This window comes from Ilumatobacteraceae bacterium (assembly GCA_033344875.1).
Classification (GTDB): Bacteria; Actinomycetota; Acidimicrobiia; order Acidimicrobiales; family Ilumatobacteraceae; genus Ilumatobacter.
Window position 1 is genome coordinate 3,110,483 of the sequence record JAWPMO010000001.1, and the last position, 22,171, is coordinate 3,132,653.

21 protein-coding genes are annotated in these 22,171 nt (G+C 66.8%); 9 read left to right on the plus strand and 12 right to left on the minus strand.

Translation table 11 applies throughout. From position 1 onward, the window contains the following. Position 1 precedes the first annotated feature (1 nt). Genes R8G01_14720 through R8G01_14730 form a run of 3 tightly spaced genes read left to right on the plus strand, consistent with a single transcriptional unit; the run spans position 2 to position 3,788 of the window. Positions 2 to 1,018 (plus strand): acyl-CoA dehydrogenase family protein, encoded by a 1,017-nt coding sequence (locus tag R8G01_14720; GenBank protein ID MDW3215251.1) that lies wholly within the window; start codon positions 2 to 4, stop codon positions 1,016 to 1,018. Beyond that, on the plus strand, positions 1,015 to 2,271 hold the full coding sequence (locus R8G01_14725; GenBank protein MDW3215252.1) for a cytochrome P450: 1,257 nt from the start codon (positions 1,015 to 1,017) through the stop codon (positions 2,269 to 2,271). Before R8G01_14720 ends, R8G01_14725 begins: the two co-directional genes overlap by 4 nt. Then, positions 2,268 to 3,788 (plus strand): class I adenylate-forming enzyme family protein, encoded by a 1,521-nt coding sequence (locus R8G01_14730; GenBank protein MDW3215253.1) that lies wholly within the window; start codon positions 2,268 to 2,270, stop codon positions 3,786 to 3,788. The genes R8G01_14725 and R8G01_14730 overlap by 4 nt, the downstream gene beginning before the upstream one ends. 23 nt (positions 3,789 to 3,811) lie before the next feature. On the opposite strand, the gene R8G01_14735 is transcribed toward R8G01_14730, so the two are convergent. Beyond that, positions 3,812 to 4,267 carry a pyridoxamine 5'-phosphate oxidase family protein gene (locus tag R8G01_14735; GenBank protein ID MDW3215254.1) on the minus strand — a complete coding sequence of 152 codons (456 nt, stop codon included), beginning with the start codon at positions 4,265 to 4,267 and terminating at the stop codon, positions 3,812 to 3,814. 89 nt (positions 4,268 to 4,356) lie between these two features. Between R8G01_14735 and R8G01_14740 the strand changes: the two genes are divergently transcribed. Then, positions 4,357 to 5,331: an LLM class F420-dependent oxidoreductase gene (locus tag R8G01_14740; GenBank protein ID MDW3215255.1), complete on the plus strand. Its 975-nt coding sequence runs from the start codon at positions 4,357 to 4,359 to the stop codon at positions 5,329 to 5,331. A 50-nt stretch (positions 5,332 to 5,381) separates the two neighbouring features. Continuing rightward, complete coding sequence (locus tag R8G01_14745) at positions 5,382 to 6,608, plus strand: acyl-CoA dehydrogenase family protein (GenBank protein MDW3215256.1); 1,227 nt, start codon at positions 5,382 to 5,384, stop codon at positions 6,606 to 6,608. A 4-nt stretch (positions 6,609 to 6,612) separates the two neighbouring features. On the opposite strand, the gene R8G01_14750 is transcribed toward R8G01_14745, so the two are convergent. The 5 genes from R8G01_14750 to R8G01_14770 form a co-directional block, all read right to left on the minus strand. Beyond that, entirely contained in the window at positions 6,613 to 8,265 is a 1,653-nt protein-coding gene (locus R8G01_14750) for an AMP-binding protein (protein MDW3215257.1), read from the minus strand. A 5-nt stretch (positions 8,266 to 8,270) separates the two neighbouring features. After that, positions 8,271 to 8,759, minus strand: coding sequence for a hypothetical protein (locus R8G01_14755; GenBank protein ID MDW3215258.1), 489 nt, complete (start codon positions 8,757 to 8,759; stop codon positions 8,271 to 8,273). Between the two features lie 75 nt (positions 8,760 to 8,834). Next, positions 8,835 to 9,956, minus strand: a complete 1,122-nt coding sequence (locus R8G01_14760; GenBank protein ID MDW3215259.1) for an LLM class flavin-dependent oxidoreductase — start codon at positions 9,954 to 9,956, stop codon at positions 8,835 to 8,837. Between the two features lie 235 nt (positions 9,957 to 10,191). Continuing rightward, a complete protein-coding gene (locus tag R8G01_14765; GenBank protein ID MDW3215260.1) occupies positions 10,192 to 11,001 on the minus strand; it encodes a thioesterase family protein in 810 nt (269 codons plus the stop codon). A gap of 25 nt (positions 11,002 to 11,026) precedes the next feature. Further along, positions 11,027 to 12,610, minus strand: coding sequence for a class I adenylate-forming enzyme family protein (locus R8G01_14770; GenBank protein ID MDW3215261.1), 1,584 nt, complete (start codon positions 12,608 to 12,610; stop codon positions 11,027 to 11,029). An 83-nt stretch (positions 12,611 to 12,693) separates the two neighbouring features. On the opposite strand from R8G01_14770, the gene R8G01_14775 reads away from it, so the two are divergent. The 4 genes from R8G01_14775 (at position 12,694) to R8G01_14790 (ending at position 16,305) form a co-directional block, all read left to right on the plus strand. Further along, entirely contained in the window at positions 12,694 to 13,935 is a 1,242-nt protein-coding gene (locus R8G01_14775) for an acyl-CoA dehydrogenase family protein (GenBank protein ID MDW3215262.1), read from the plus strand. Beyond that, positions 13,932 to 15,104: an acetyl-CoA acetyltransferase gene (locus R8G01_14780; protein ID MDW3215263.1), complete on the plus strand. Its 1,173-nt coding sequence runs from the start codon at positions 13,932 to 13,934 to the stop codon at positions 15,102 to 15,104. Before R8G01_14775 ends, R8G01_14780 begins: the two co-directional genes overlap by 4 nt. Positions 15,105 to 15,298: 194 nt before the next feature. Continuing rightward, a complete protein-coding gene (locus tag R8G01_14785) occupies positions 15,299 to 15,505 on the plus strand; it encodes a hypothetical protein (protein MDW3215264.1) in 207 nt (68 codons plus the stop codon). After that, positions 15,505 to 16,305 carry an SDR family oxidoreductase gene (locus R8G01_14790; GenBank protein MDW3215265.1) on the plus strand — a complete coding sequence of 267 codons (801 nt, stop codon included), beginning with the start codon at positions 15,505 to 15,507 and terminating at the stop codon, positions 16,303 to 16,305. The genes R8G01_14785 and R8G01_14790 overlap by 1 nt, the downstream gene beginning before the upstream one ends. Positions 16,306 to 16,325: 20 nt before the next feature. Here the strand turns inward: R8G01_14790 and R8G01_14795 are convergent, their stop codons facing one another. The 6 genes from R8G01_14795 to R8G01_14820 all read right to left on the minus strand — a co-directional run bounded on the left by R8G01_14795 (position 16,326) and on the right by R8G01_14820 (position 22,147). Further along, positions 16,326 to 17,111 carry a GntR family transcriptional regulator gene (locus R8G01_14795; GenBank protein ID MDW3215266.1) on the minus strand — a complete coding sequence of 262 codons (786 nt, stop codon included), beginning with the start codon at positions 17,109 to 17,111 and terminating at the stop codon, positions 16,326 to 16,328. 327 nt (positions 17,112 to 17,438) lie between these two features. Beyond that, positions 17,439 to 18,215 (minus strand): crotonase/enoyl-CoA hydratase family protein, encoded by a 777-nt coding sequence (locus R8G01_14800; protein MDW3215267.1) that lies wholly within the window; start codon positions 18,213 to 18,215, stop codon positions 17,439 to 17,441. Beyond that, positions 18,212 to 19,261, minus strand: coding sequence for an ATP-binding cassette domain-containing protein (locus R8G01_14805; GenBank protein MDW3215268.1), 1,050 nt, complete (start codon positions 19,259 to 19,261; stop codon positions 18,212 to 18,214). The genes R8G01_14800 and R8G01_14805 overlap by 4 nt, the downstream gene beginning before the upstream one ends. Beyond that, positions 19,258 to 20,298 carry an ABC transporter ATP-binding protein gene (locus R8G01_14810; protein MDW3215269.1) on the minus strand — a complete coding sequence of 347 codons (1,041 nt, stop codon included), beginning with the start codon at positions 20,296 to 20,298 and terminating at the stop codon, positions 19,258 to 19,260. Before R8G01_14810 ends, R8G01_14805 begins: the two co-directional genes overlap by 4 nt. Next, on the minus strand, positions 20,295 to 21,206 hold the full coding sequence (locus R8G01_14815; GenBank protein ID MDW3215270.1) for an ABC transporter permease: 912 nt from the start codon (positions 21,204 to 21,206) through the stop codon (positions 20,295 to 20,297). Before R8G01_14815 ends, R8G01_14810 begins: the two co-directional genes overlap by 4 nt. Next, entirely contained in the window at positions 21,206 to 22,147 is a 942-nt protein-coding gene (locus tag R8G01_14820) for an ABC transporter permease (protein MDW3215271.1), read from the minus strand. The genes R8G01_14815 and R8G01_14820 overlap by 1 nt, the downstream gene beginning before the upstream one ends. Between the last annotated feature and the right edge of the window lie 24 nt (positions 22,148 to 22,171).

Genomic DNA, 22,171 nt, shown 5'->3' on the forward strand with positions numbered 1-22,171 from the left:
CATGCACTTTTCGTTCGATGATGATCACCATGCCTTTGCCGACGCGACGCGAGCGGTCCTCTCCGAGCAGTGTGGCCCCGACGTGGTCCGCGCCGCATGGGAGGCACCGGCCGGACAGCTCGATCGTGCGGTCTGGGATCAACTGGTCGGCCTCGGCGTCAATGCGCTCCTGGTCGACGAGCAGCACGGCGGGCTCGGGCTCGACGAGGTCTGGGCGGCACTCGTGCTCGAACAGACCGGACGGGCCGCTCTGCCGCACCCGCTCGTCGAGTCCGCGATCGTCGCTGCGGCGTTCGATCCGTCGGTGGTCGACGGCACGTTGATCTCGACCGATCTCGGCGGCCCCAACGTTCCATGTGCTGCCGACGCGGACCGGCTGCTCCTGCTCGACGAACGCGCCGGTGCGCTCCATCTCGTGGATCGCGAATCGGTCGAGCTCGTTCCCGACACCGCGGTCGACCGCTCGCGGCGGATCGCCACCGTGGTGTGGTCACCTTCCCCCGATTCGATCGTGACCGACGACGCAGCCGAGATCGCACTCGCGCGCGACCGCGGCGCCTTCGGGACCGCCGCCGTGCTCCTCGGCCTGGCCGACTCGATGTTGGCGATGACGGCGGACTACGTGCGGGAGCGTCGCCAGTTCGGCGTACCGGTCGGATCGTTCCAAGCCGTCAAGCACCAGCTCGCGGATGCACTCATGCAGGTGTCGTTCGCCCGACCCGCCGTGCACCGCGCCGCGTGGTCGATCGCCCGGGGCGAGCCGACGCGCCGCCGGGACGTTTCGATGGCCAAGGCGCTCGCCTCCGATGCCGGTGTCACGGTCGCACGCACTGCGCTGCAGTGTCACGGGGCGATCGGGTACACGGTCGAACACGACCTGCACCTCTTCCTGAAACGCACGTTTGCGCTGTCGAGGTGTTGGGGCAGCGCCGCCGACCATCGACGCGTCGTCGCCGCGGCGATCACCCGTGAGCGCGACCGGGATCGTGATCGGCACGGGGCAACGACGACCGTATGACGCTCGACGACGACATCGACATCTGGATGACGCCCGGCCATCCCGACCGAGCGTCCTTGATCGCGGATCCGTACGCACTGTTCGATCGGATACGCGAGCAGGATCCCGTCTATCGGTCGCGGTCGGGAACATGGATCCTGACCAACTTCGATGACGTGCTCGAGGTCTTGCGCGACCGGCGCTGGAGTCGCGACAGTCGTCACGCACGATTCGCGGACCTCCGCAAATCGGACGCCCCGGCATCCGGCGACGTTTCAGGAGCGTCGGGCGCCGTTCAGCGCATCTTCGCGACCTGGATGCTGTACGCCGACCCGCCGGAACACACCCGACTGCGGCGACTGGTCGCCCGTGCGTTCTCGCCGCACGCCGTGGCACGTCGTTCGGAGCGGATCCACGAGGCCATCGATCGGTTGACGAGCGAGGTCCGGGCGCGCGACCAGTTCGATCTCCACGGCGAGTTCTCCACGGTCTTGACGGGGATCGTGATGAGCGAGATCATCGGCATGCCGCTCGAACGCTTCGATGAGTTCGCGAGATGGTCCGGTGCCTTGATCCGTCTCCAAGAGCCCGACGCCGACTCCGATGCGACGCTCGAAGCGCAGGCGCTCCTCCAGGACTGTCTCGACTTCTTCGAGGAGTTGATCGCCGAGCGCCGACGACACCCGACCGACGACATCGTCTCGTTGCTCCTCGAGACCGAACGGGACGAACGTGTCAGCCACGAAGAGATCGTCGGCATGTGCCTCATGTTGCACGTCGCCGGACACGAGACGACGGCGAATCGGATCACGAACTCGATGTACCACCTCCTGCAGGATCCGGAGCAGTACGCACTGCTGCGGTCCGAACCGGCGCGCACCGAAAACGCCATGGAGGAGACGTTGCGGCTCGGCTCCACGGGTCCCCTCCCGAGGTTCGCGATCGAAGACATCGACATCGCGGGGACGACGATTCCGGCCGGCGACATCGTCATCCCGTCGCAGGGGGCCGCCAATCGGGACCCGCAGCGGTTCCCCGACCCTCACCGTTTCGACATCACGCGTACGAACGCGGCCGACCACATCGCATTCGGCGCCGGAATCCACTTCTGTCTCGGCAGCCACCTCGCCCGCCTGGAAGCCATCGAAGCACTCCGTGCACTCGTGACGACCGACACGGAACTCGTGCTGACCGGTGAGGCCGTCACCTGGCGCGACAGCTTCGTCGTCCGCGGACTCGAAGCGCTTCCGGTCACCTGGAGCAGCGCCGCATGACGCTGATCGGATCGATCATCAGGCGCGCTGCATCTCGCAGCGGCGATCGGGCGGCGATCATCACCCCGGCCGGCTGGACGGTCTCGTTCAACGATCTCGATCGATGGTCCGACGAAGTCGCGGGCACCTTCGTCCGTCGGGGCGTCACGGCCGGCGACCCGGTCGTGATCTCGCTCGCCTCCGGTCCCGAGTACGCGGTCACCTATCTGGCATTGGCCAAACTCGGCGCGATCACCGCCGGCGTCAACCCCCTCCTCACGACCACCGAACGGTCATCGCTGATCGACATCTCAGGTGCCCGGCTCGTCGTCACGACGAGCGAGAGCGTCGAACATCTCCCGCACGAGGTCGACGCTGTCGTGGTCCGACCCGCCACACGGCCCGACGACGTGATGGCCGATCATCGCGTCGAGGGCCATGTCCCTGCGCCGATTCCCGAGGACGACGACCGCGTGGTCGCGATCGTCTTCACGTCCGGAACGACCGGGGTCCCGAAGGGAGCAACGTTCGGGGAACGCCAACTGCGAGCCGTCCTTGCGTCGGAGTTGGCCGACCCGTGGGCGGCCGACGGGCACATCCTGTCGGGGACCCAGTTCGCCCATGTCGGTTTCATGCTGCGGCTTCACACGTATCTGGAGATGAACACGACCCTGTGTCTGATGGATCGCTGGCGCGCCGCCGACGCACTCGAGCTGATCGAGCGATACGCGATGCCCGCCGTCAACGGCGTGTCGTCGCAGATCGCCTTGATGCTGCAGGTACCCGAGTTCGCGACGTACGACCTGTCGTCGGTGCGTCGGATCGTCACCGGGGGCGGGCCATCGACTCCCGACCTCGTCGACGAGGCGACCCGACGATTCGCGGCGCCGTACACGACACGCTATTCGATGACCGAATCAGGCGGAATGGGAACTGCGACGAGCATCGACGCTTCCGACGAGGAGCGGTACCACACGGTCGGCCGGCCACGCACGGGCCTGGAGCTGCGAATCGGACGTCACGATGACCCGACCGGTATCGGCGACGTGGGAGAGGTGTGCGTTCGCGGACCTTCGGTCATGACGGGCTACTGGGGAGATCCAGCGGCGACCGAGAACACGATCGTCGATGGATGGCTCCACACCGGCGACCTCGGACGGATCGACGATCAGGGCTGTCTCCGATTGGCAGGTCGCAGCAAGGAGATGTACATCCGGGGCGGATACAACGTGTATCCCCAAGAGGTCGAAGCGGTGCTCAACAGCCACCCGGGGGTTCGCTCCGTCGTCGTCGTTCCGCGGCCGGATGCCGTGATGGGCGAGATCGGCGTCGCGGTCATCGTCCCGTCGACGGTCGGTTCATTGCCGACGCTCGACGAACTGCGTCGGTTCGGAGCCGAGAGACTGACGCACTTCAAGTTGCCCGAAGCGCTCCGACTGACCGACGCCCTCCCCGTGACCTCGATGCAGAAGGTCGACCGGCGAGCGTTGCTCGACGACGTGAGCGATCCATCTGGCGACGCCGAACGGTTGCGCTGATCGACGACGTCGCCCGACGCCGGTCACGCCGTCGGGCGGACCAGTTTCGAGTTGTCCCACGTGAGCTCGCGCCGTTCGGGCACCAGCCGGTAGTACATCGTCTCGTCGGCGTAGTGCGCCGACGTGGCCGTCGGGACCTCGTCGGGAACCCCGCGACCACGGTACTTGTCGTTCAGCGCGTCCTCGACCGCGGTCGCGGCGTCACCGGTCACCTCGACCATCGTGCCGCTGATCGCCACGGAGCGGAGATCGACCCATGCCGCTCCGCTGTCGACGACGAAGCATGCCCGCCCATCGCGTGCGATCCGGCCGACCTTGCGTGCCGACGCTCGGGTCCGGATGTGGACGTCACCATCGATCATCACGAACCACATCGGCAACGCGATCGGACTCCCGTCGCGCCGCAACGTTGCGAGCACCCCGGTGTCGGCCTGTTCCAGGAACGTATCGCGCTCCGCTGCCGTCATCCGGACACTCATGCGTCGTCCTCGACGATTCGCTCTCGCTCCGCATCCATCTATACAATCTTAGCTATGTTGAGGTCGACGGTGTGCATCGGAGCACCCAGATGAGCGTCGGTGTGACCATGCCGCTCGGTGATCTCCCGCTGCATCGACACGGCCCAGCGATCGTCGAGTTGGCCGACCTCGGTGTCCGCCATCTCTGGGCAGGGGAAGCCAACGGTCTCGACGCCGTGGTGCCGTTGGCTGCGGCAGCCGCATGGGAACCACGCATGCACGTCGGCACCAGCATTCTGCCGGCGTTCACCCGTGGCCCCGGCGTCCTCGCGACCACCGCAGCGGCGCTGGCCGAACTCGCGCCGCAGCGGGCCTCGGTCGGCATCGGAGCGTCGTCGCCGATCGTCGTCGGCGATTGGAACGCCGGCGAGTTCTCCCAGCCCTATCAGCGAACCGCCGACATGCTCGACTTCCTCCGCCGCGCCCTGAACGGCGAACGCGTCACGAAGTCGTACGACACGTTCGACGTCACCGGATTCAAGCTGGACCGACCACCGGCCGCGCCGCCCTCGCTCCTGATCGCCGCACTCCGGCCTCGAATGCTCTCGCTCGCCGCGCGCCGAGCCGACGGAGCCATCACGACATGGGTCGCGCCGGCCCACACCGCCCAGGTCGCACGCGAGCTCCGCGCCAACGCACCCGACGGCGTCACCCCACGACTCGTGGTCTGGGTGACGGTCGCTCCCGCCATCGACCCCGACCTCGTCCGCCGGCGCGCCCGCCCGCTGATCGCGTCGTATCTGAATGTTCCCGCCTACGCGGCGTTCCATCGATGGCTGGCCAACGACGAGTTGCTCCGACCCGTCTGGGACGAATGGGCTGCCGGACGACGCCGGCAGGCTCTCGACGCCGTGAGCGACGAACTCGTCGACCAGTTGATCATCCATGGTTCGCCGACACACTGCATCGAGCAGATCGACGCCCACCTCGAGGCCGGCGCCACCGACGTGGCGGTCACCGTCCAGTACGGGACGGACGACCCGATGGCCGCGCTCCGCCGGATCTCGGATGCGTTCACCGGCTGACCGATGTCGTTCTCGAAGTCCACGTACCCATCGAAACGGAGTCACCCCGAATGGACCTGACCTACCCGCCGGAAGCCGAGGCGTTCCGATCCGTCGTTCGCGACTGGCTCGACGAGGAACTGCCGGACGGCTGGTTCCACGGCGACCGGCCGACCGGCTCGGATTGGATCGCGTTCTGCGACGCGTGGAACGAGCGCATCCACGCGACTGGCTGGGCGACGCCGACTTGGCCGACGGAGTACGGCGGCCGCGGTCTGCAGCAGATCGAAGCGATCGTGCTCGCCGAAGAGTTGGCGAACTCCGGTGTGCCGATCCAACCACCCGCCGGCGGTGAGATCCTGCTCGGTCCGACGGTCCTGCACTGGGGGACACCCGAGCAGAAGGCTCGCTTCCTCCCCCCGATCGCGCGCGGCGAGGAGATCTGGTGCCAAGGCTTTTCCGAGCCCGATTCGGGGTCGGACCTCGCGTCGCTCCGAACGAGCGCAGTCCGAGACGGTTCGGACTGGCGAGTCAACGGCCACAAGATCTGGACGAGTCAGGCGCAGGACGCCGACTATTGCTTCATGCTCGTGCGCAGCGACCCCGAGACCACACGCCACCAGGGGATCTCCTACATCCTGATGCCGATGGACCAACCTGGCGTCGAGGTTCGCACGATCGTCCAGCCCGACGGCACCGCCGGGTTCGCCGAAGTGTTCTTCGACGACGCCATCTGCCCCGTGGAGAACACGGTGGGACCGATCGGCGAGGGGTGGCGCGTCGCGATGTCCACGCTCGGATTCGAACGCGGCACGTCGGCAACGTCCAGTTGGCAGCGGTACGCCCGCGATCTCGACGCGATGATCGCCCGGGCCCATGAGCGCGGCCTGACGGACGACCCGATCGTCAGACAGGCGTTGGCGCGCGCGCACACCGAGATCGACCTCATGCGCATCGGCGGCCTCCGGGTCCTCACGAGCGTGCTGCACCCAGAACGGCAAGCCGCGACCGCCGCACTGGAAGCGGGAACCAAGATCGCGTGGACCGAAGCGCAGCAGCGGTTGACCAATCTCGCCATCGACCTCATGGGAGCCGACGGGCAGATCTTGTCAGGTGCCGACGAGCCTGCGGTCGGCGTCGGACTCGGCGATCGCGCCGTGGTGCACGACTACCCGGCCGGCGCCGTACAGAGCGCGTTTCTGTTCGCTCTCGCCGGGACGATCTTCGGCGGCACGAGCGAGATCCAGCGCAACATCGTCGCCGAGCGAGTGCTCGGGCTTCCGCGCGAACCTCGTTGAACGATCAGTCGCCCGCCGTCGCTCGGAGCCACCGATGATCCAGCTTGCCTGACGGACTCCGAAGCACTTCGTCCACGACGATCAGACGGCGCGGCGCCTTGTAGCCGGCGAGCTGCGACTTCACGTGAGTCCGGAGCGTCTCCAAGTCGATCGACGCGCCCTCACGACACGACACGATCGCGGCGACCGCTTCCCCGAAACGGTCGTCGGGCACGCCGATGCACGCCGCATCGGCCACCGCCGGGTGGCGGCGCACCACTTCGTCGACCTCTTCGGGATAGATCTTCTCGCCTCCCGAGTTGATGCATGATGAGCCACGCCCCAACAGGTGCAAGGTTCCGTCGGCATCGACTCGAGCGAAGTCACCCGGGATCCCGTATCGAACGCCGTCGATCTCCCGGAAGGTGCTGGCCGATTTGTCGGGATCATTGTGATATCCGACCGGCAGCACACCGCCGAGCGCCACCAGCCCCTCGCCGGCTTCGCCCGGCGCCAAGAACTCTCCGTCGTCGGTGATCACCCTGACCTGCGGCCCGAGCACGAAGTCGGCGGTGTCGCGGACGTCCCCGCGCGTCGAGATGTTGATGCCGATCCCCGATGCTTCCGACGATCCGAAGGCGTCGACGATCGAGATGTCGGGCAGATGCTCGAGCAATCGCTCCTTCACGACCCGGCTGAAGGTCGCGCCCGACGACACCACGGCCACGAGTGACTCGAGGTCGAGTCGGTCACCGATGGCGTCGAGCGCGTCGACGATCGGTCGGGCCATCGCATCTCCGACGATCACGAGCAACGTCGCGCCCGCACGCGCTGCGGTGGTCAACAGGACGTGAGCGTCGAACGACTCGCCCGGCACGACGACGCTCGTCCCACCGGCCGCGAGCGTGATCAGTTGGTTGAACAACCCGGTCGCGTGCATGTACGGACACGCCGCGACGTCGACCGGCCCCGGACGCGACGTCGCGACGTCGACCAGGTGATCCAACGATTCCGGGGCCGGGAGGTCACGCCATGGGTTTCCCTTCGCGAGCAGGATCTCGAACAGGTCGCGTTGACGCCAGATCACGCCTTTCGGCATGCCGGTCGTCCCCCCGGTGTAGAGCAAGATGGGCACGTCGCCGCTCGGTGCCGAGTTCGAGAGCGCCGCGCTCTCCTCGGCAGAGTTGTCGGTCGCCGCGATGGCGCGATGGTCGGTCGCCCACTCCGGCGCGCTCCCCGCGGTTCCGTCGGGTACCTCGATCCAGACCACGTCGTCGGAAGCCGTTGCTCGAACCGTCTCGATCACGTCACGGAACGCGGCGTGGTAGACCACCGCCCGCGCCCCGGAATCCGCGAGCAGGTAGTCGGTCTCCTCGGCGCCGTACCGATAGTTGATGTTGACCGGAACGAAACCGGCGCGGAACGACGCGGCATACGTCTCGAGGAACGCCGACGAGTTCCGCATGAACACGGCGATCGAATCGCCACGTCCCAGCCCGCGATCGAGCAGGTGGGCGGCGATCCGATTCGAGTTCTGTACGAACTCTGACCACGAGACCGTGGAGCCGTCGGCGTCGACGACGGCGGCGCGATCACCCACACGGGCGGCGATCCGCTCGAAGACGTACGAGAACGGGCCATCGTCGTGGACAAGGGACAGATGCTGATCGACCGTCATGTGTCTCACCAACCGACGTCACTGGTGGGCCGGCATTCGAGGTAGGCGCTGATGCCTTCGCCCGCATCGACGGTCGTCATGTTGAGATCTCGAACGACCGCTTCGAGTGCGAGCGAGTCGTCGCGCCCGGGAGGGAGCGACCGATTCACGAGCGACGTGCACCACGCGATCGTGCATCCCACCGGCGACCTCACCGACGGCTCGGAATGTGGCGCTGTCCGGTCGCGGTCGCCCGAGGAGTGGCGCGCCCAGGTCGGCGCCGGCACAGAACGAGCCGCCACTGCCGGAGAGTACGACGCTCGTACATCCCACCGCTTCGAGACGTCGTCGAGGAACTCGATGATCCGGACGCGTTGGGGTCGCGACGTCGCGTTGCGCCGGTGCGGACGGTTCAGCGTGATCCGTGCGACGCCGTCGGTCACATCGAACAGAACGTCGTCGGTGACGTCCTGACTCCCGCTGTCGACCTCCGCACTCACTGTCACCGCTCCCATCCATAAATGTCTATCTTTCAGATGATAGCGACGCTGCGTGGTGCTGGCGTGTGCACCGGCCGGCGGTGACCCGTTTCACGAGACCGTCGACTGCGCCCTCCTGGGGCGTACCTCGGCAAGCTCCTCGGTGCGCCATTCCTTCAGCACCGGAAGGACCTCGGTCGCGAACAGCGACAGGCTCTCGTGCGCGACGTCTTCGGGCATGTCCGCGAAGTTGAACGACGGATTGAACGCCGCCATGCCCAGGAGATCACGCAACGTCGACAGCTTGTCCAAGACCTGATCAGGCGTCCCCCACGGCATGAGGTTGACGTAGTCGGCCGCGGCGCCGTCCATTCCACGCCGTTCGACGTGCTTGCCGATGCCCGCATAGAACTCATAGCCGCGCACGCCGGCGTGAGCGTTCTCGTTGAACCCGTAGTGCTCGATCACCGAGTGGTAGTAGCCACCGATGTAGCGGTGGGCGCGCTCTCTCGCAGTGTCCGCGTTTGCGTGGAGGACGATGTTGCCGGCGCAGAGCGGAGCCGGTGGCGCCACGTCGGGACCGTGACGGTCGGCCCAGGCCGAACGGTAGGCGTCGAGATCCTCTCCGACGGCCGACCACTCCTTCTGGGGCACCACCAGCACACCGACGCCCAACTTGGCCATGATCGGCATCGCCTCGGAAGACATCGACGCGGCGTAGGTGCGGCCGCGGAACGAATGCACAGGTCGCGGTCGGATTTCGCGTCGGGGTTGGGTGATGAACTCGCCGTCGGCCTCGACCGCTCCCGACTCGAGACCTTCGAGGACGAACTCGGCGTACTCGACGAACCGTTCTCGGGACGTGTTCATGTCAACCCGGTATCCGTCGTACTCGACCTTGCCGAGTCCGCGTCCGATACCCAGGATCATGCGTCCGTTCGACAGATTGTCGAGCATCGTGATCTGCTCGGTGCAACGCACCGGATCGTGCCACGGCAGCACGATGACCCCGGTTCCGAGACGCACGTCCGGGTAGCGCGCCGCACACCAGGTGAGGAACTGCACCGGGTCGGGCGACAGGAAGTAGTCGGTGAAATGGTGTTCGACGACCCAGATCGAGTCGAAGCTGTAGTCGACCGCGGCGTCGATGAGGGAGGTCTCGGTGGCGTACACCTCGGCGTCGGTCTTGTGCTCGGCCGGATTCTGGAAGGACACCGCATATCCCACGTGCATGGACGAACTCCTTCCTGGAACATGACCAAGCGATCGAGTGGTCAGTGCAAGTGCAACCGTAGTCGTCCGCGCCGACGACGGACGATCAGATCGCGCGCCGTCGGCGATTCGTGATGTCGAACAGGATCGCGAAGCCCACGTCGCGCCGGTGCCGTCTGGTCTCGACGGCCAGGAGAGCGATCGATGATCGACGCGCTCCGATCGGAGGACGGCTCGAACCGACAGACCGGCGTCGTCACGGTGAGTCGAGTGGTTCGAGTCGGATGATGCTGCTCTGTTGGGCGGTCCCCAGCAGGCGTCCGTCCTCGCTCCACGTGCGCAACGAACCGTGACCGGTCGAGCGATGGAACCCATCGGGGATCAACTCGATCAACGCCCACTCCGATGGCTCGGGATCGATGACCCGCACGGTGTGATCGAGGCTGATGCCAGTCGCTCGAACATTCAGCGCAGCGCACACGGCGAGCGGGATGATGTCGGTCACGAACGCCTGAGTCGCAGGGCTACCGATGGCTCCGTCGCGAACGCGACACCAGAGCATCACCCGTCCATCGGCGAAAGCGCCGACCCCGCCGGCCTCGTCATCGGTCGCCAGGCGACGCTCGATCCGATCGAGGAACGAGCCCGTCGGCGCACCCTCGAAGGGATCGATGCCACAATCATTCGGACTCGGCACATCCGGCATCGCGCCGAAGTGGGCCCGGTCGCCGCCGGCGCGCGATGTGTGCGCGCACAGTGACGTGAACACCGTCCGGTCGTCGATCGTGCAGGTGACGTGCGACTGCGTCGTCGTCTTTCCCGCCGCCGGGACGGTGACCTCGATGTCGATGTTCTCCGACGGCACGGCCGAACCGACGAACTGGGTGGTGATCCACTGCAGCGGTCGCCCGGTCGCTTGTTCGGCGGCCTCGGCACACGCCGCGACGCCGATGCCGCCGTACATCCTGCCGAACGGTGTTGCGAGCGCGGTGGTCACCGGCAGACGGAATCGTGTCGTCGACACCCGTTCGAGACGCAGCAGGTCGAACTCGGGCAGATCCGTCATCGGACTCGGCCCGTCATCGGCGTGTTCACGTCGTCCCCCCACGATCGACCAACCGGTCTCGCAGCTCCGATTTCACGATCTTTCCCGAGTCGTTGCGCGGGAGTTCGTCGACCACCACGACCCGCTCGGGAAACTTCTGCGACATGACCTCCAGGTCACGCAGGTGCGACACGATGCGATCGAAGTCGACAGAACGTCCGGCGACAACGGTGACCGCAGCGCACACCAACTCGCCACGCTCCCCGTCCGGGAGCCCGACGACTGCGACGTCGGCGACGTCGGGATGGCTGAAGATCAGTTCCTCCACCTCGCGGGCGCTGATGTTCTCGCCCTTTCGCACGATGACATCCTTCAACCGTCCGGTGACGACGAGGAAGCCGTCCGGATCCAGATGTCCGAGGTCACCGGTGTGGAAGAAGCCGTCGGCGTCGAAGACCGCTTCATCGAGTGAAGCATCGACGTATCCCGACATTCGGTGCGGGCCGCGGGCACAGATCTCACCGTCCTCGCCCGGACCGCACTCGCGTCCATCGGCGCCGACGATGGCCACTTCGACCCCGGGTGACGGCCGTCCTTCGCTGATCGCGCGAGAGCTCGCCGGATCGTCGATCGAGTTCATCGTGATCATCGGGAACTCCGTCAGCCCGAACCCCGAGATGATGCCGACACCGCCGACGGTCTCGACGAGATCCTGTTGGAGTGTCCGGGGCTTCGGTGCCGCGCCACCCGGATACGCGCGCACACGCGGGAGCAGCGGCCGATCGGGCCCTCGTTCCCGCTGCTCGGCGAGGTACGCGAGGTGGAACGCCGTCGTGACCCCGGCGAGCGTGACGGGCTCGCCGGCGATGAGGTCCATCGTCTCGGGCGCCGCGAACGACTCGACGACGAGCAGCGAACACCCGGTCATCAGCGACGCCATCAGCCAGTTGATGCCACCGATGTGCGTGAACGGGAACGCCACGACGCTGTGGTCGTCGGCGACGATCTGCATCCCGGCGCACATGGACGACGTCGCGGCGGCCACCGACTCGTGGCCGTGCCGGACGCCCTTGGGCACGCCGGTCGTGCCGGAGGTGTAGAAGTACCAGTGGTCGGTGCGCTCGTCGCGGCCCGTTGCGACCGGCGCGACGACCTCACCGTCGCGTTCGGGCAGGTGCGGACGTCCGATCTCGATCGTTCCGAGCGACGGCACCACGTCGTCGACCAGCCGACTGCCGAGCGCCGAGTAGTCGTAGCCGCGCCACGTGCCGGGGTGGATGTACCACGACGCCGCGACCTCGGAGACGATGAACCCGACCTCGCGGGCCCGCAACTGCGGCAACAACGGATTCTGGATCGTTCGCAAGAAGTCGAGCGCTCCGGTCAGCACGAGACTCTCGAGCCAGGTCGGCATCTGCCACGACACGACGTCGCCGCCACGAACACCTCGGGCGGCGAGTTCGACGGCCAGCGTCCGACACCGGTCACGGTACGCCGCGAACGTGAGTCGACGGCCCAGCTCGTCGGTCGCGAGGAGCGCTCCGGGTGACATGTCGGCACGACGCTCGACCAGGTCCCACAACGAACGACCGGGGTGTGTGGATTCGACTTTCACTCCGGCAACTTCCATCGCTATGATTGTAATGTTATGAACACTGGCAGCACGATTCCGACCGTGTCCCTCGCAGGCCTTCGGCGCGTCGGGCGTCGATGATGGCGGTCACCGACGCTCCGTCCGACCGCGAGCGACAGCTCGTCACCGAGCGGGTCGACCGACTGCTCGAGCTCCACGATCCCACGACCACGCCGCGCGAAACGATCTGGGCGACCCAGTTCGATCTCGGACTGGCCTGGGTCCACTTCGCCGAGGGCCACGGCGGACTCGGCGTGCGACCCCAGCTGCAAGAGGTCGTCAACCAGCGCCTGATCGCGGCCGGCGTGACCAGCAACTACCTCCACAACTTCGTCGGCGTCGGAACCGCCGCACCCACGATCGAAGCGTTCGGCACCACCGAACAGCAGGAGCGTCTGCTCCGCCCGCTGTTCACGTGCGAGGAGATCTGGTGCCAACTCTTCAGTGAGCCCGATGCCGGTTCCGACCTGGCTGCGGTGACGACCACCGCGCAACGCGACGGCGACGAGTGGATCCTCGACGGCCACAAGGTGTGGACCACGATGGGTCACATCGCCAAGTGGGGGATCTGTGTGGCGCGAACCCACCCCGAACTCCCGAAGCATCAGGGGCTCACCTATTTTCTGGTCGACATGACCGTGCCGGGGATCGACGTCCGGCCGCTGCGCCAGATCAGTGGCGAGGCCGAGTTCAACGAAGTGATCTTCGACGGCGCACGCGTGCACGATTCGATGCGGGTCGGTGAGCCGGGAGCCGGCTGGCGCGTCACAATCGGCACGCTGATGAGTGAGCGGGCACACAACGGCGACTCCGCCAAGAAGCCTCGCGGTTTCGGCCCGATCGGTCACGCGGTGCGTGCCTGGCAGGCGACCGACCGGAACGACCCGGTCGCCCGCGACGAGTTGATGCGGCTCTGGAGTCGCGCCGAGGTCATCCGTCTCACCGCGCTGCGAGCCGATGCCTCGCGCCGGTCGGGTACGCCCGGACCCGAGGGATCGGTGCTCAAACTCGCGATCGGCATCCTGCCCCAGGACATCTTCGACTTCGCTGTACGCATGCAGGGTGCGAACGGGATGCTGATCTCGGGATACGACTTCGAGCAGCCGGACGTCATGGCACAGGATCGCATGGGTGACGGAACGGAGGACATCGACGTGGTCAAGGCATTCATCAACGCACGATCGAACACGATCGGCGGTGGCACGACCGAGATTCAGCGCAACACGATCGGCGACCGGGTGCTCGGTCTGCCGGCCGAGCCGAAGGTCGACCGTGATCTGCCCTGGAACGACCTGATCGCGTCGCGGGAGGTCACACGATGACGTTCGATCTACGCGGCGCCACGGCGATCGTCGGTGTCGCCGACGATGCCGACCCGAGCGGCCAACTCCCCGACCACGGCCTCGCGCTCGAGATGCGGATTGCGGCCGAGGCGATCGCCGATGCGGGTCTCACCCCCGATCAGGTCGATGGTCTCGCGATCGCAGGCGGCGCGATGAGCCCGCTGCTCACCGCGCAACGGTTGGGTCTCCGGCCCCGGTGGGTCGACAGCACACACGTCGGCGGGTCGAGCTTCGAACTCCACGTCGAACACGCCGCCGCAGCGATCGCGGCCGGTCTGTGCGACACCGTGCTCATCGTCTACGCCAACACCCCGAAGGGCGATCGCAAGCGCACCGGCGCACTGCGTGGTGATCCCGCACCGTGGGGTACCGATTTCGCCGAGTTCGAAGCCCCCTACGGCATCATGATGCCGCTGGGCCCGTACGCACTCGCTGCTCAGCGGCACATGGCCGTGCACGGCACGACGCCTGAGCAACTCGCACGCTTCGCGGTGGCGTCACGATCGTGGGCGGCCGACAACCCTCGCGCCCGCAACCGTGAACCTCTGACCGTCGACGACGTCATGGCACAGTCCGCGATCTGTGGGCCGTTGCGACCCGCCGACTGTTGCCTCATCACCGATGGCGCCGGAGCCGTCGTCATGACCCGGGCCGACCGCGCTCGCGAACTCCGACCGGACGCCGCGTTCGTGCTCGGCGCGGCCAGCGCCCAGAGTCATCTGACGATTCCGGCGATGGAGGATCTCACGGTCACCCCGGGCGCCGTGAGTGGTCCGAACGCCTTCGCAATGGCAGGCATCACGCCCGCCGACGTCGACGTGCTCCAGATCTACGACTCCTTCACGATCACGGTGCTGCTCGCGCTCGAGGACCTCGGGTTCTGCGCGAAGGGCGACGGCGGTGCATTCGTCGAAGCGGGCCACATCGAACCGGGCGGCTCACTCCCCACGAACACGAGTGGCGGCGGACTGTCCTACACCCATCCCGGCATGTTCGGCGTCTTCTTGCTCGTCGAAGCGGCACGGCAGCTACGCGGTCGTTCGAGCGGACAGGTGGTCGACGACGTCGACATCTCGGTCGCCCACGGCTGCGGTGGCGTGCTGTCGTCGACCGGAACCATCGTGCTCGGAGGAGAGGCCACCGTATGACGCCGATCGAGTTGACCCCGTCCGAGTGGAGCCGACCGTATTGGGACGCGACACGCGAGCGCCGCCTGGTCGTGCAGCGCTGCGAATCGTGTGACACGTGGGCAGCGACGCCACGTCCGCGTTGCCCCCACTGCTGGCGGCCCGACCTGCAGTGGACCGAACCGAAATTCGAACCCCGGTTGTACTCGTGGGCCATGCATCGCGGTCGCGGTGACACCCCCGACCGGATGGTGGCACTCGTCGACCTGCTACCCGGACTGCGTGTGCTGTCCAACCTGATCGACGACGACCTCGACGGGCTGTCGATCGACGAACCACTGGAACTCGCCTGGCTCCCGCTCGACGACGGTCGGGCCCTGCCTCAGTTCCGACGAACGAACTCCCCGGCGGTCAGCAGCTGATGATCGACCTCAACGGAAAAAGGGCGATCATCACCGGAGCAGCATCCGGAGTCGGCGCGGCGACTGCGGCGACGTTCGGGCGGCTCGGCGCTTCGGTGACCGTCGCCGACATCGTCGGCGACGGCGCAACCGCCGTCGCCGACGGCATCAACAACGCTGGAGGCACTGCGATCGCCGTCACCGTCGACGTGACCGACGAAGACCAGGTCGCCGAGATGATCGGTCTGACGAAGCGCGAGTTCGGCGGCATCGATGTGCTCCACAACAATGCCGCTGCACTCTCCAACGACGTTCTCGGCCGCGATCGCGACCTGACCGAGATGACAGCCGAGCTCTGGGATCTCACACATGCGGTGAACCTGCGCGGCGTCATGTTCGGGTGCAAACATGCCGTTCCGGTGATGCTCGAACAGGGCAGTGGGTGCATCGTCAACACGACCTCGACCGCCGGTCAGGCCGGCGACATCTTGCGGGCCGCCTACGGCTCCTCGAAGGCGGGGGTCGAGATGTTCACCAAGTATGTGGCGACGATGTACGGACACCGGGGCATCCGCGCCAACGCCGTGGCTCCGGGTCTGATCCTGAGCCCGATCGCGCTCGCCAATCTGGATCCTGCCGCGTCGGCTCGGTTCCGGCGCGGACGTCTGATCGAACGAGCGGGCACACCTGACGACATCGCGTCGATGGTGGCCTACCTCGCGTCGGACCTGGCCGGCTTCATCACCGGGCAGGTGTTCAATGTCGACGGCGGGGTGCTGGCGCATGCCCCGTCGTATGCCGACAATCTCGGCGAGTTCTGACGCTCCGGCGGAACACGTGATCAGCGCAGCGCTGCTGCGTTGATCCCCATCGCGCCGCCGCCCGAGACGGCGTAGAAGATCGAACCTTCCAGGTGGTGGCGAGCCGCTCGCTCCACCGCGTCGGCATCACCGGCGATGATCAGATCGAGAATCTCCTGGTGCTTGGCCAATGAGTTCGCACGCACTTGTTCGTCGGGGAACTCACCTTGCGCGCTCACGCGCTGCGCCCATTCCTGTTGGTGGGCCGACCACAGCGTCTCGAGCGCACCCACGAGCTGAATCATCGTTTCGTTGCCGCATCCGGCCACGAGTTCCTCGTGGAACAACCGTGCGTACTGGGTCATCTTCAGCTCGTCGTCGGCCGGACACGCGATCGCGGCCTCGTGGAGTTCGGTGAGACGCGGGACGACGGTCGTCATCCGGTCGTCGCGCGCGGCACACAGCGCGGCGCACACCGGCTCGATGTGTTTGATCGCCGCGCCCACGTCGTGCAGCGAGACTTCGCGCGACTGGAGCACGAGGCTGAGCATGTAGGCCGTATTCGACGCTTGTGGTGCGTGAACGATCGCTCCGCCGACATTGCCCCGCTGGACGGTGATCAGTCCCTCGGTCTCGAGGATCCGAAACGCCTCGCGCATCGACGGTTTGGAGACGCCGAACTCCTCGATCAGCTCCTCCTGCTTGGGCAGCGTCGACCCATCGGCGAGTTGACCACTGAGGATCCGATGACGCAGCGTGTCGGCGACCATTTCGGCGAGACGCGGCTGACGAAGCTGCCTGCGTCCTTCATGTAGCGCTTCTGGCACGAACTCCACCTTCGAGTCTGAGCGGTCCACGGCGGTGAACCGGCGGTTGGTCTGGCTTCATCTTGATGATTGACATTGTTCCGGAACCGCACGGGGCGGGTTCAGTAGTCCTGCTCGGCCGGGTGGATCAGGCCAGCCCGCGTCTCGACGTTCGGCTGGAGATTGGAGCCGAACGCCACCGCCGTGAGTTCCGCCTGCCATCGCGATGATGTCGAGATTAGGAAAGATACACATCTTAGGGAGGCGGGACCTGATCAGGGGCACTGGGCAACGGGTGCAGCTCGACCAAGCGGCAGCGGACGGGTGCCACTCGCTTCATCGGTGTCGTCAATCGGCGTCCCAGCGCGGCGGTCGCTTGTCGACGAACGCGCGAGGGCCCTCGATGAAGTCGGCACTCGCCTGCACGACCGCCATCGCTCGTGCGTTCGACTCCCAGCCCGCCGCCTCGCCGAGGTCGGCGGATGCTTCGACCACCGACCTGGATTCGCGGACGGCGACCGACGGGTTGGCGGCGATGTCGACCGCCAACGCCCGGGCGGTCTCGAGCGCGCGCCCGTCATCGGCGATGACGTTCACCAGGCCGAGCGCATGCGCGCGTCCGGCGGTGATCGGCTCGCCCAGGAGCGCGAGCTCCATCGCGACGTTGCGAGGGATGCGGTGCGGAAGCCGGACGAGTCCGCCACCGCCGGCTACGAGCCCACGCTTGACCTCCGGTATGCCGAAACTGGCCGATGACCCGGCGACGACGAGATCACACGCCAGCACGATCTCGAGTCCTCCGGCCAGTGCGCCACCCTCGACCGCTGCGATCAGCGGAGTCTGTCGTTGACGCTCGACCACTCCGGCGAATCCGCCGCGGTCGGTCATCGCGGTGACGGTCCCCTCGGCGATCATCTTCAGGTCGGCGCCCGAGCAGAAGTACGACCCGTCACCGGCGATCACCGCGACCCTGATCCGGTCGTCAGCGTCGATCGTGTCGAGTGCTGCTTCGAGGCCGGCGGCGACACGATGGTCGACGGCATTGCGTACCTCTTGTCGACAGATCGTGATGATCGCGATGCCGTCCGACACGTCGAACCGTACGACGTCGTCGGACCCACTCATGAGAGCCCGGGCATGCGGACGGGTCGGTCGACACCCACCGCCGCGTCGAGCCCTTCGAGGTGCACTTCCTCATCGAGATCGAGCAGGTGGCAGGCGGCCTCGCCACCGCCATCGAGCTGTTGGAGTCGTGGCTCATCGACCGAGCAGCGCGGCATCGCGTACCGACAACGGTCGTGGAACGCACAACCGCTCGGGATCGCGGTCGGGTCGGGCGGGTCGCCCTCGAGCGTGATCCGGTCGCGTGACCGCTGGACGCGAGGGTCCGGGATCGGGATGGCCGAGAGCAGGGCTTCGGTGTACGGGTGAGCGGGCGCCGAGAAGACCCGCTCGATCGGGCCGGACTCGACGACCCTGCCGAGGTACATCACGAGGACTCGATGCGCGATGTGCCGCACCACGGACAAGTCGTGCGCGATGAAAAGGTACGACGTCCGACTGTCGCGTTGGATGTCCTCGAAAAGGTTGATGACCTGGTTCTGGGTCGAGACGTCGAGTGCACTCACCGACTCGTCGCACACGATCAGCTTCGGTTCCAACGCGAGCGCACGGGCGATCGCCACTCGTTGCCGCTGACCGCCCGAGAGCTCGTCGGGGTACCGGTCGGCATAGTCGCGGTCGAGACCGACTCGTTCGAGCAGCCCACCGACCATCTCCGTGCGCTCGGACTTGCTGACGGTGCGGTGAACGACGAGGGGTTGGGCGATGGACTCGCCCACCGTCATCGACGAATCGAGTGACGAGTACGGATCCTGGAACACCATCTGGAACTGGGGCCGGAGCCGCCGGAGGGCCTTGGCGGAGAGCTCGTCGATGCGCACCCCGTCGAGTTCCACCTTGCCGCGGTCGGCCTCGAGCAATCGCATCACGACGCGGGCGAGCGTGCTCTTGCCGGAGCCGGACTCGCCGACGACTCCCAACGTCTCACCACGCCCGAGCTCGAACGAGACGCCGTCGAGCGCACGCACTCCGCCACCCACGCGCACGCGACGACGGCGCGAGAACGTGACCGCGACGTCTTCCACACGGAGCAACGTCGAGTCGGTCACGGGGTGCCACCGGCGAAGAGTTCGGTCCGGCGGATGCACCGTGAGGCCCGCCCGTCTTCGTAGAACTCGAGGTCGACGCTCTCGGCGGCACATGCTTCGGTCGATGCGGGGCAGCGCGGGTGGAAGCGGCAACCCGTCGGGAACCGGCCGGCTCGCGGTGCGACGCCGGGGATGCTCGACAGGCGTCCGCGACGCGCTCCCAACTGCGGGAGTGCGTCGAGCAGTGCGCACGAGTAGGGATGATTCGGTGCGTCGAAAAGTGTCTCGATCGGCGCCTGCTCGACCACCTGGCCGGCGTACATGACGACGACTCGATCGCAGAGATCGGCGACGACGCCGAGGTCATGGGTCACGAACAGGACCCCGGTTCCGAACTCGGCGCACATGGACCGCAAGACGTCGAGGACCTGAGCTTGCACGGTGACGTCGAGCGCGGTCGTCGGCTCGTCGGCGATCAACAGGCTCGGCTCGCACGACAACGCCATGGCGATCATGGCCCGCTGGAGCATGCCGCCGGAGAGTTCGTGGGGGTAGGCATGGATCCGCTGCTTCGGCGCGGCGATACCGACGGCGTCGAGCATTTCGACGGCCCGCAGCGTCGCGTCACGTCGCGAACTCCCCCGATGGCGTCGGACGACTTCGGCGATCTGTTCGCCCACCGTGAACGCCGGGTTCAGGCTCGTCATGGGCTCCTGGAAGATCATCGAGATCTCGCGACCGCGCACATCTTCGAGTTGGCGTGGGGTGACCGCTCGGAGGTCGCGGCCATCGAGCAGGATCCTGCCGGTGGCGATGCGCGAGGTCCGGGCGGGAAGCAACTGGGTGATCGAGAGGCAGGTCACCGACTTGCCCGAGCCCGACTCACCGACCAATCCGACGACCTCGCCGCGATCCACCGAGAATCCGACGTCCTCGACCACGGGACGCCATCCGACGTCGGTCAGGAATTCGACGGTCAGTTCCTCGATCTCCAGGACGGGAGCATCGGCTCGGTCGGGCGTGACCACCGGTGCCTTGTCGGTCGTGAACCGGCTCATGCCTGCCGTTCCCCTCGTCGTCGGAAGCCTCGGCGCAGCCCCTCGCCGATCATGTTGCACGCCAGGACCACGGTCACGATCGCAACACCGGGATACACCGCCTGCCACGGCGCGCGCGAGACGTGACGGTACGACGATCCGAGCATCGAACCCCAACTCGCGTCGGGCGGTTGCACACCGAGACCCAGAAAACTGAGACCGGCCTCGGAGAGCATGCCCAGCCCGGTGGCCAACATGATCTGGATGAGCAGCGGGGAGACGACGTTCGGCAGCACGTGGGAACGGATGATCCGAGCGTTGGTGCAGCCGATCGTTCTGGCGGCATCGACGAAGGTCTCCTCCCGGACGGCGAGCACACTGCCACGTACTACCCGGAAGAACCGCGGGGAGAAGACCACGCCGATCGCGAGCATGGCGTTGGTGAGCCCGGGGCCGAGCACACCGACGATCGCGATCGCGAGCAGGAGTGGAGGAAAGCTCAGGACGCCGTCGGCGACCCGGCTGGCCACCGCATCGAACCAGCCGCGGAAGAACCCGCTGATCAAACCGACGGGCACACCCAGCACGATGCCGACCAGCACCGCCTCCGTGGCGGCGAGCAAGGAGACACGCGCGCCGAACACCAATCGACTCAGGACATCCCGGCCGAGTTCGTCGGTACCGAGCCAGTACTCACCACTCGGGCCTTCGAGCACGTGCCGAAGGTTCTGCGCGTCTGGGTCAGCCGGGGCGAACAGCGGGGCGAAGGCTGCGATCACGACGACGACAGCGAGGAACACGAGCGCGACGACCGCGGAGCGGCGAGATGCGAAACGTCGCCAGAACGTCGAGCGACGGGCCGGTTCGGCGGGATCGGACGGTGGGCGCGGCCCGAGGTCGTCATCGATCGGTTCGATCACGATGCTCATCAGGCCCGAACCTTCGGGTTCAGCCAGGCGTAGGCGAGATCGACGAGGAGGTTGATTCCGACCGACACCACCACCGCAACGAGGACGACCCCTTGGATCATGGGGATGTCGCGCGCCAGGACGGCCGTGATCGCCAGTGATCCCAGTCCTGGGATCGCGAACATCTGCTCGATGATCACCGAGCCGCCGAGCAGGAAGGTCACCTGGAGGCCGAGCACGGTGAGGACGGGGCTGCCGGCGTTCTTCAGCGCGTGCTTGTACAACACGGTCCCGCCCCGCATGCCCTTCGACCGAGCGGTGCGCACGTAGTCGGAATCGAGCACGTCGAGCATCGCCCCGCGCAACTGGCGTGTCGTCTCGGCGGCACCGGCCGTCCCGAGCGCGATGGCCGGGAGCACCATGTGCCGTGCCCACTCGAGTGGGTCGTCACCGAAACTCACGTATCCGACGGGCGGGAACCATCCCAGGCGGAGTGCGAAGACGATGATGAGCACCATGCCGATCCAGAAGCTCGGCAACGCGATGCCGATGGTCGCCACACCGGTGGACGCGTGGTCGATGACGCCTCCCGGACGTCGGGCTGCCAGCAGCCCCAACGGCACCGCGACCATCACCGAGAAGATGATGGCGGCACCGGTCAGCGACAGCGTGACCGGGAGTCGTGACCAGATCGCATCGGTGACCGACGCTGAGCTGTACAGCGACGTCCCCAAGTCGCCACGAACCGCATCCGACACCCACCGTCCGTATTGGACGATGATCGGATCGTCGAGTCCCAGCTGGCTACGAATCTCGGCGATCTGTTCGGGCGTTGGATTGTCGCCCGCCAACGTGATGGCCGGGTCGCCCGGCGTCAGCAGGAGCAACGAGAAGACGATGAACGACACGACGAGCAGCAGCGGGATCAGCGCCAGCAAGCGCCTCACTACTGCCCGTCGCATCGTCGTCAACCCGTCAATTCACCA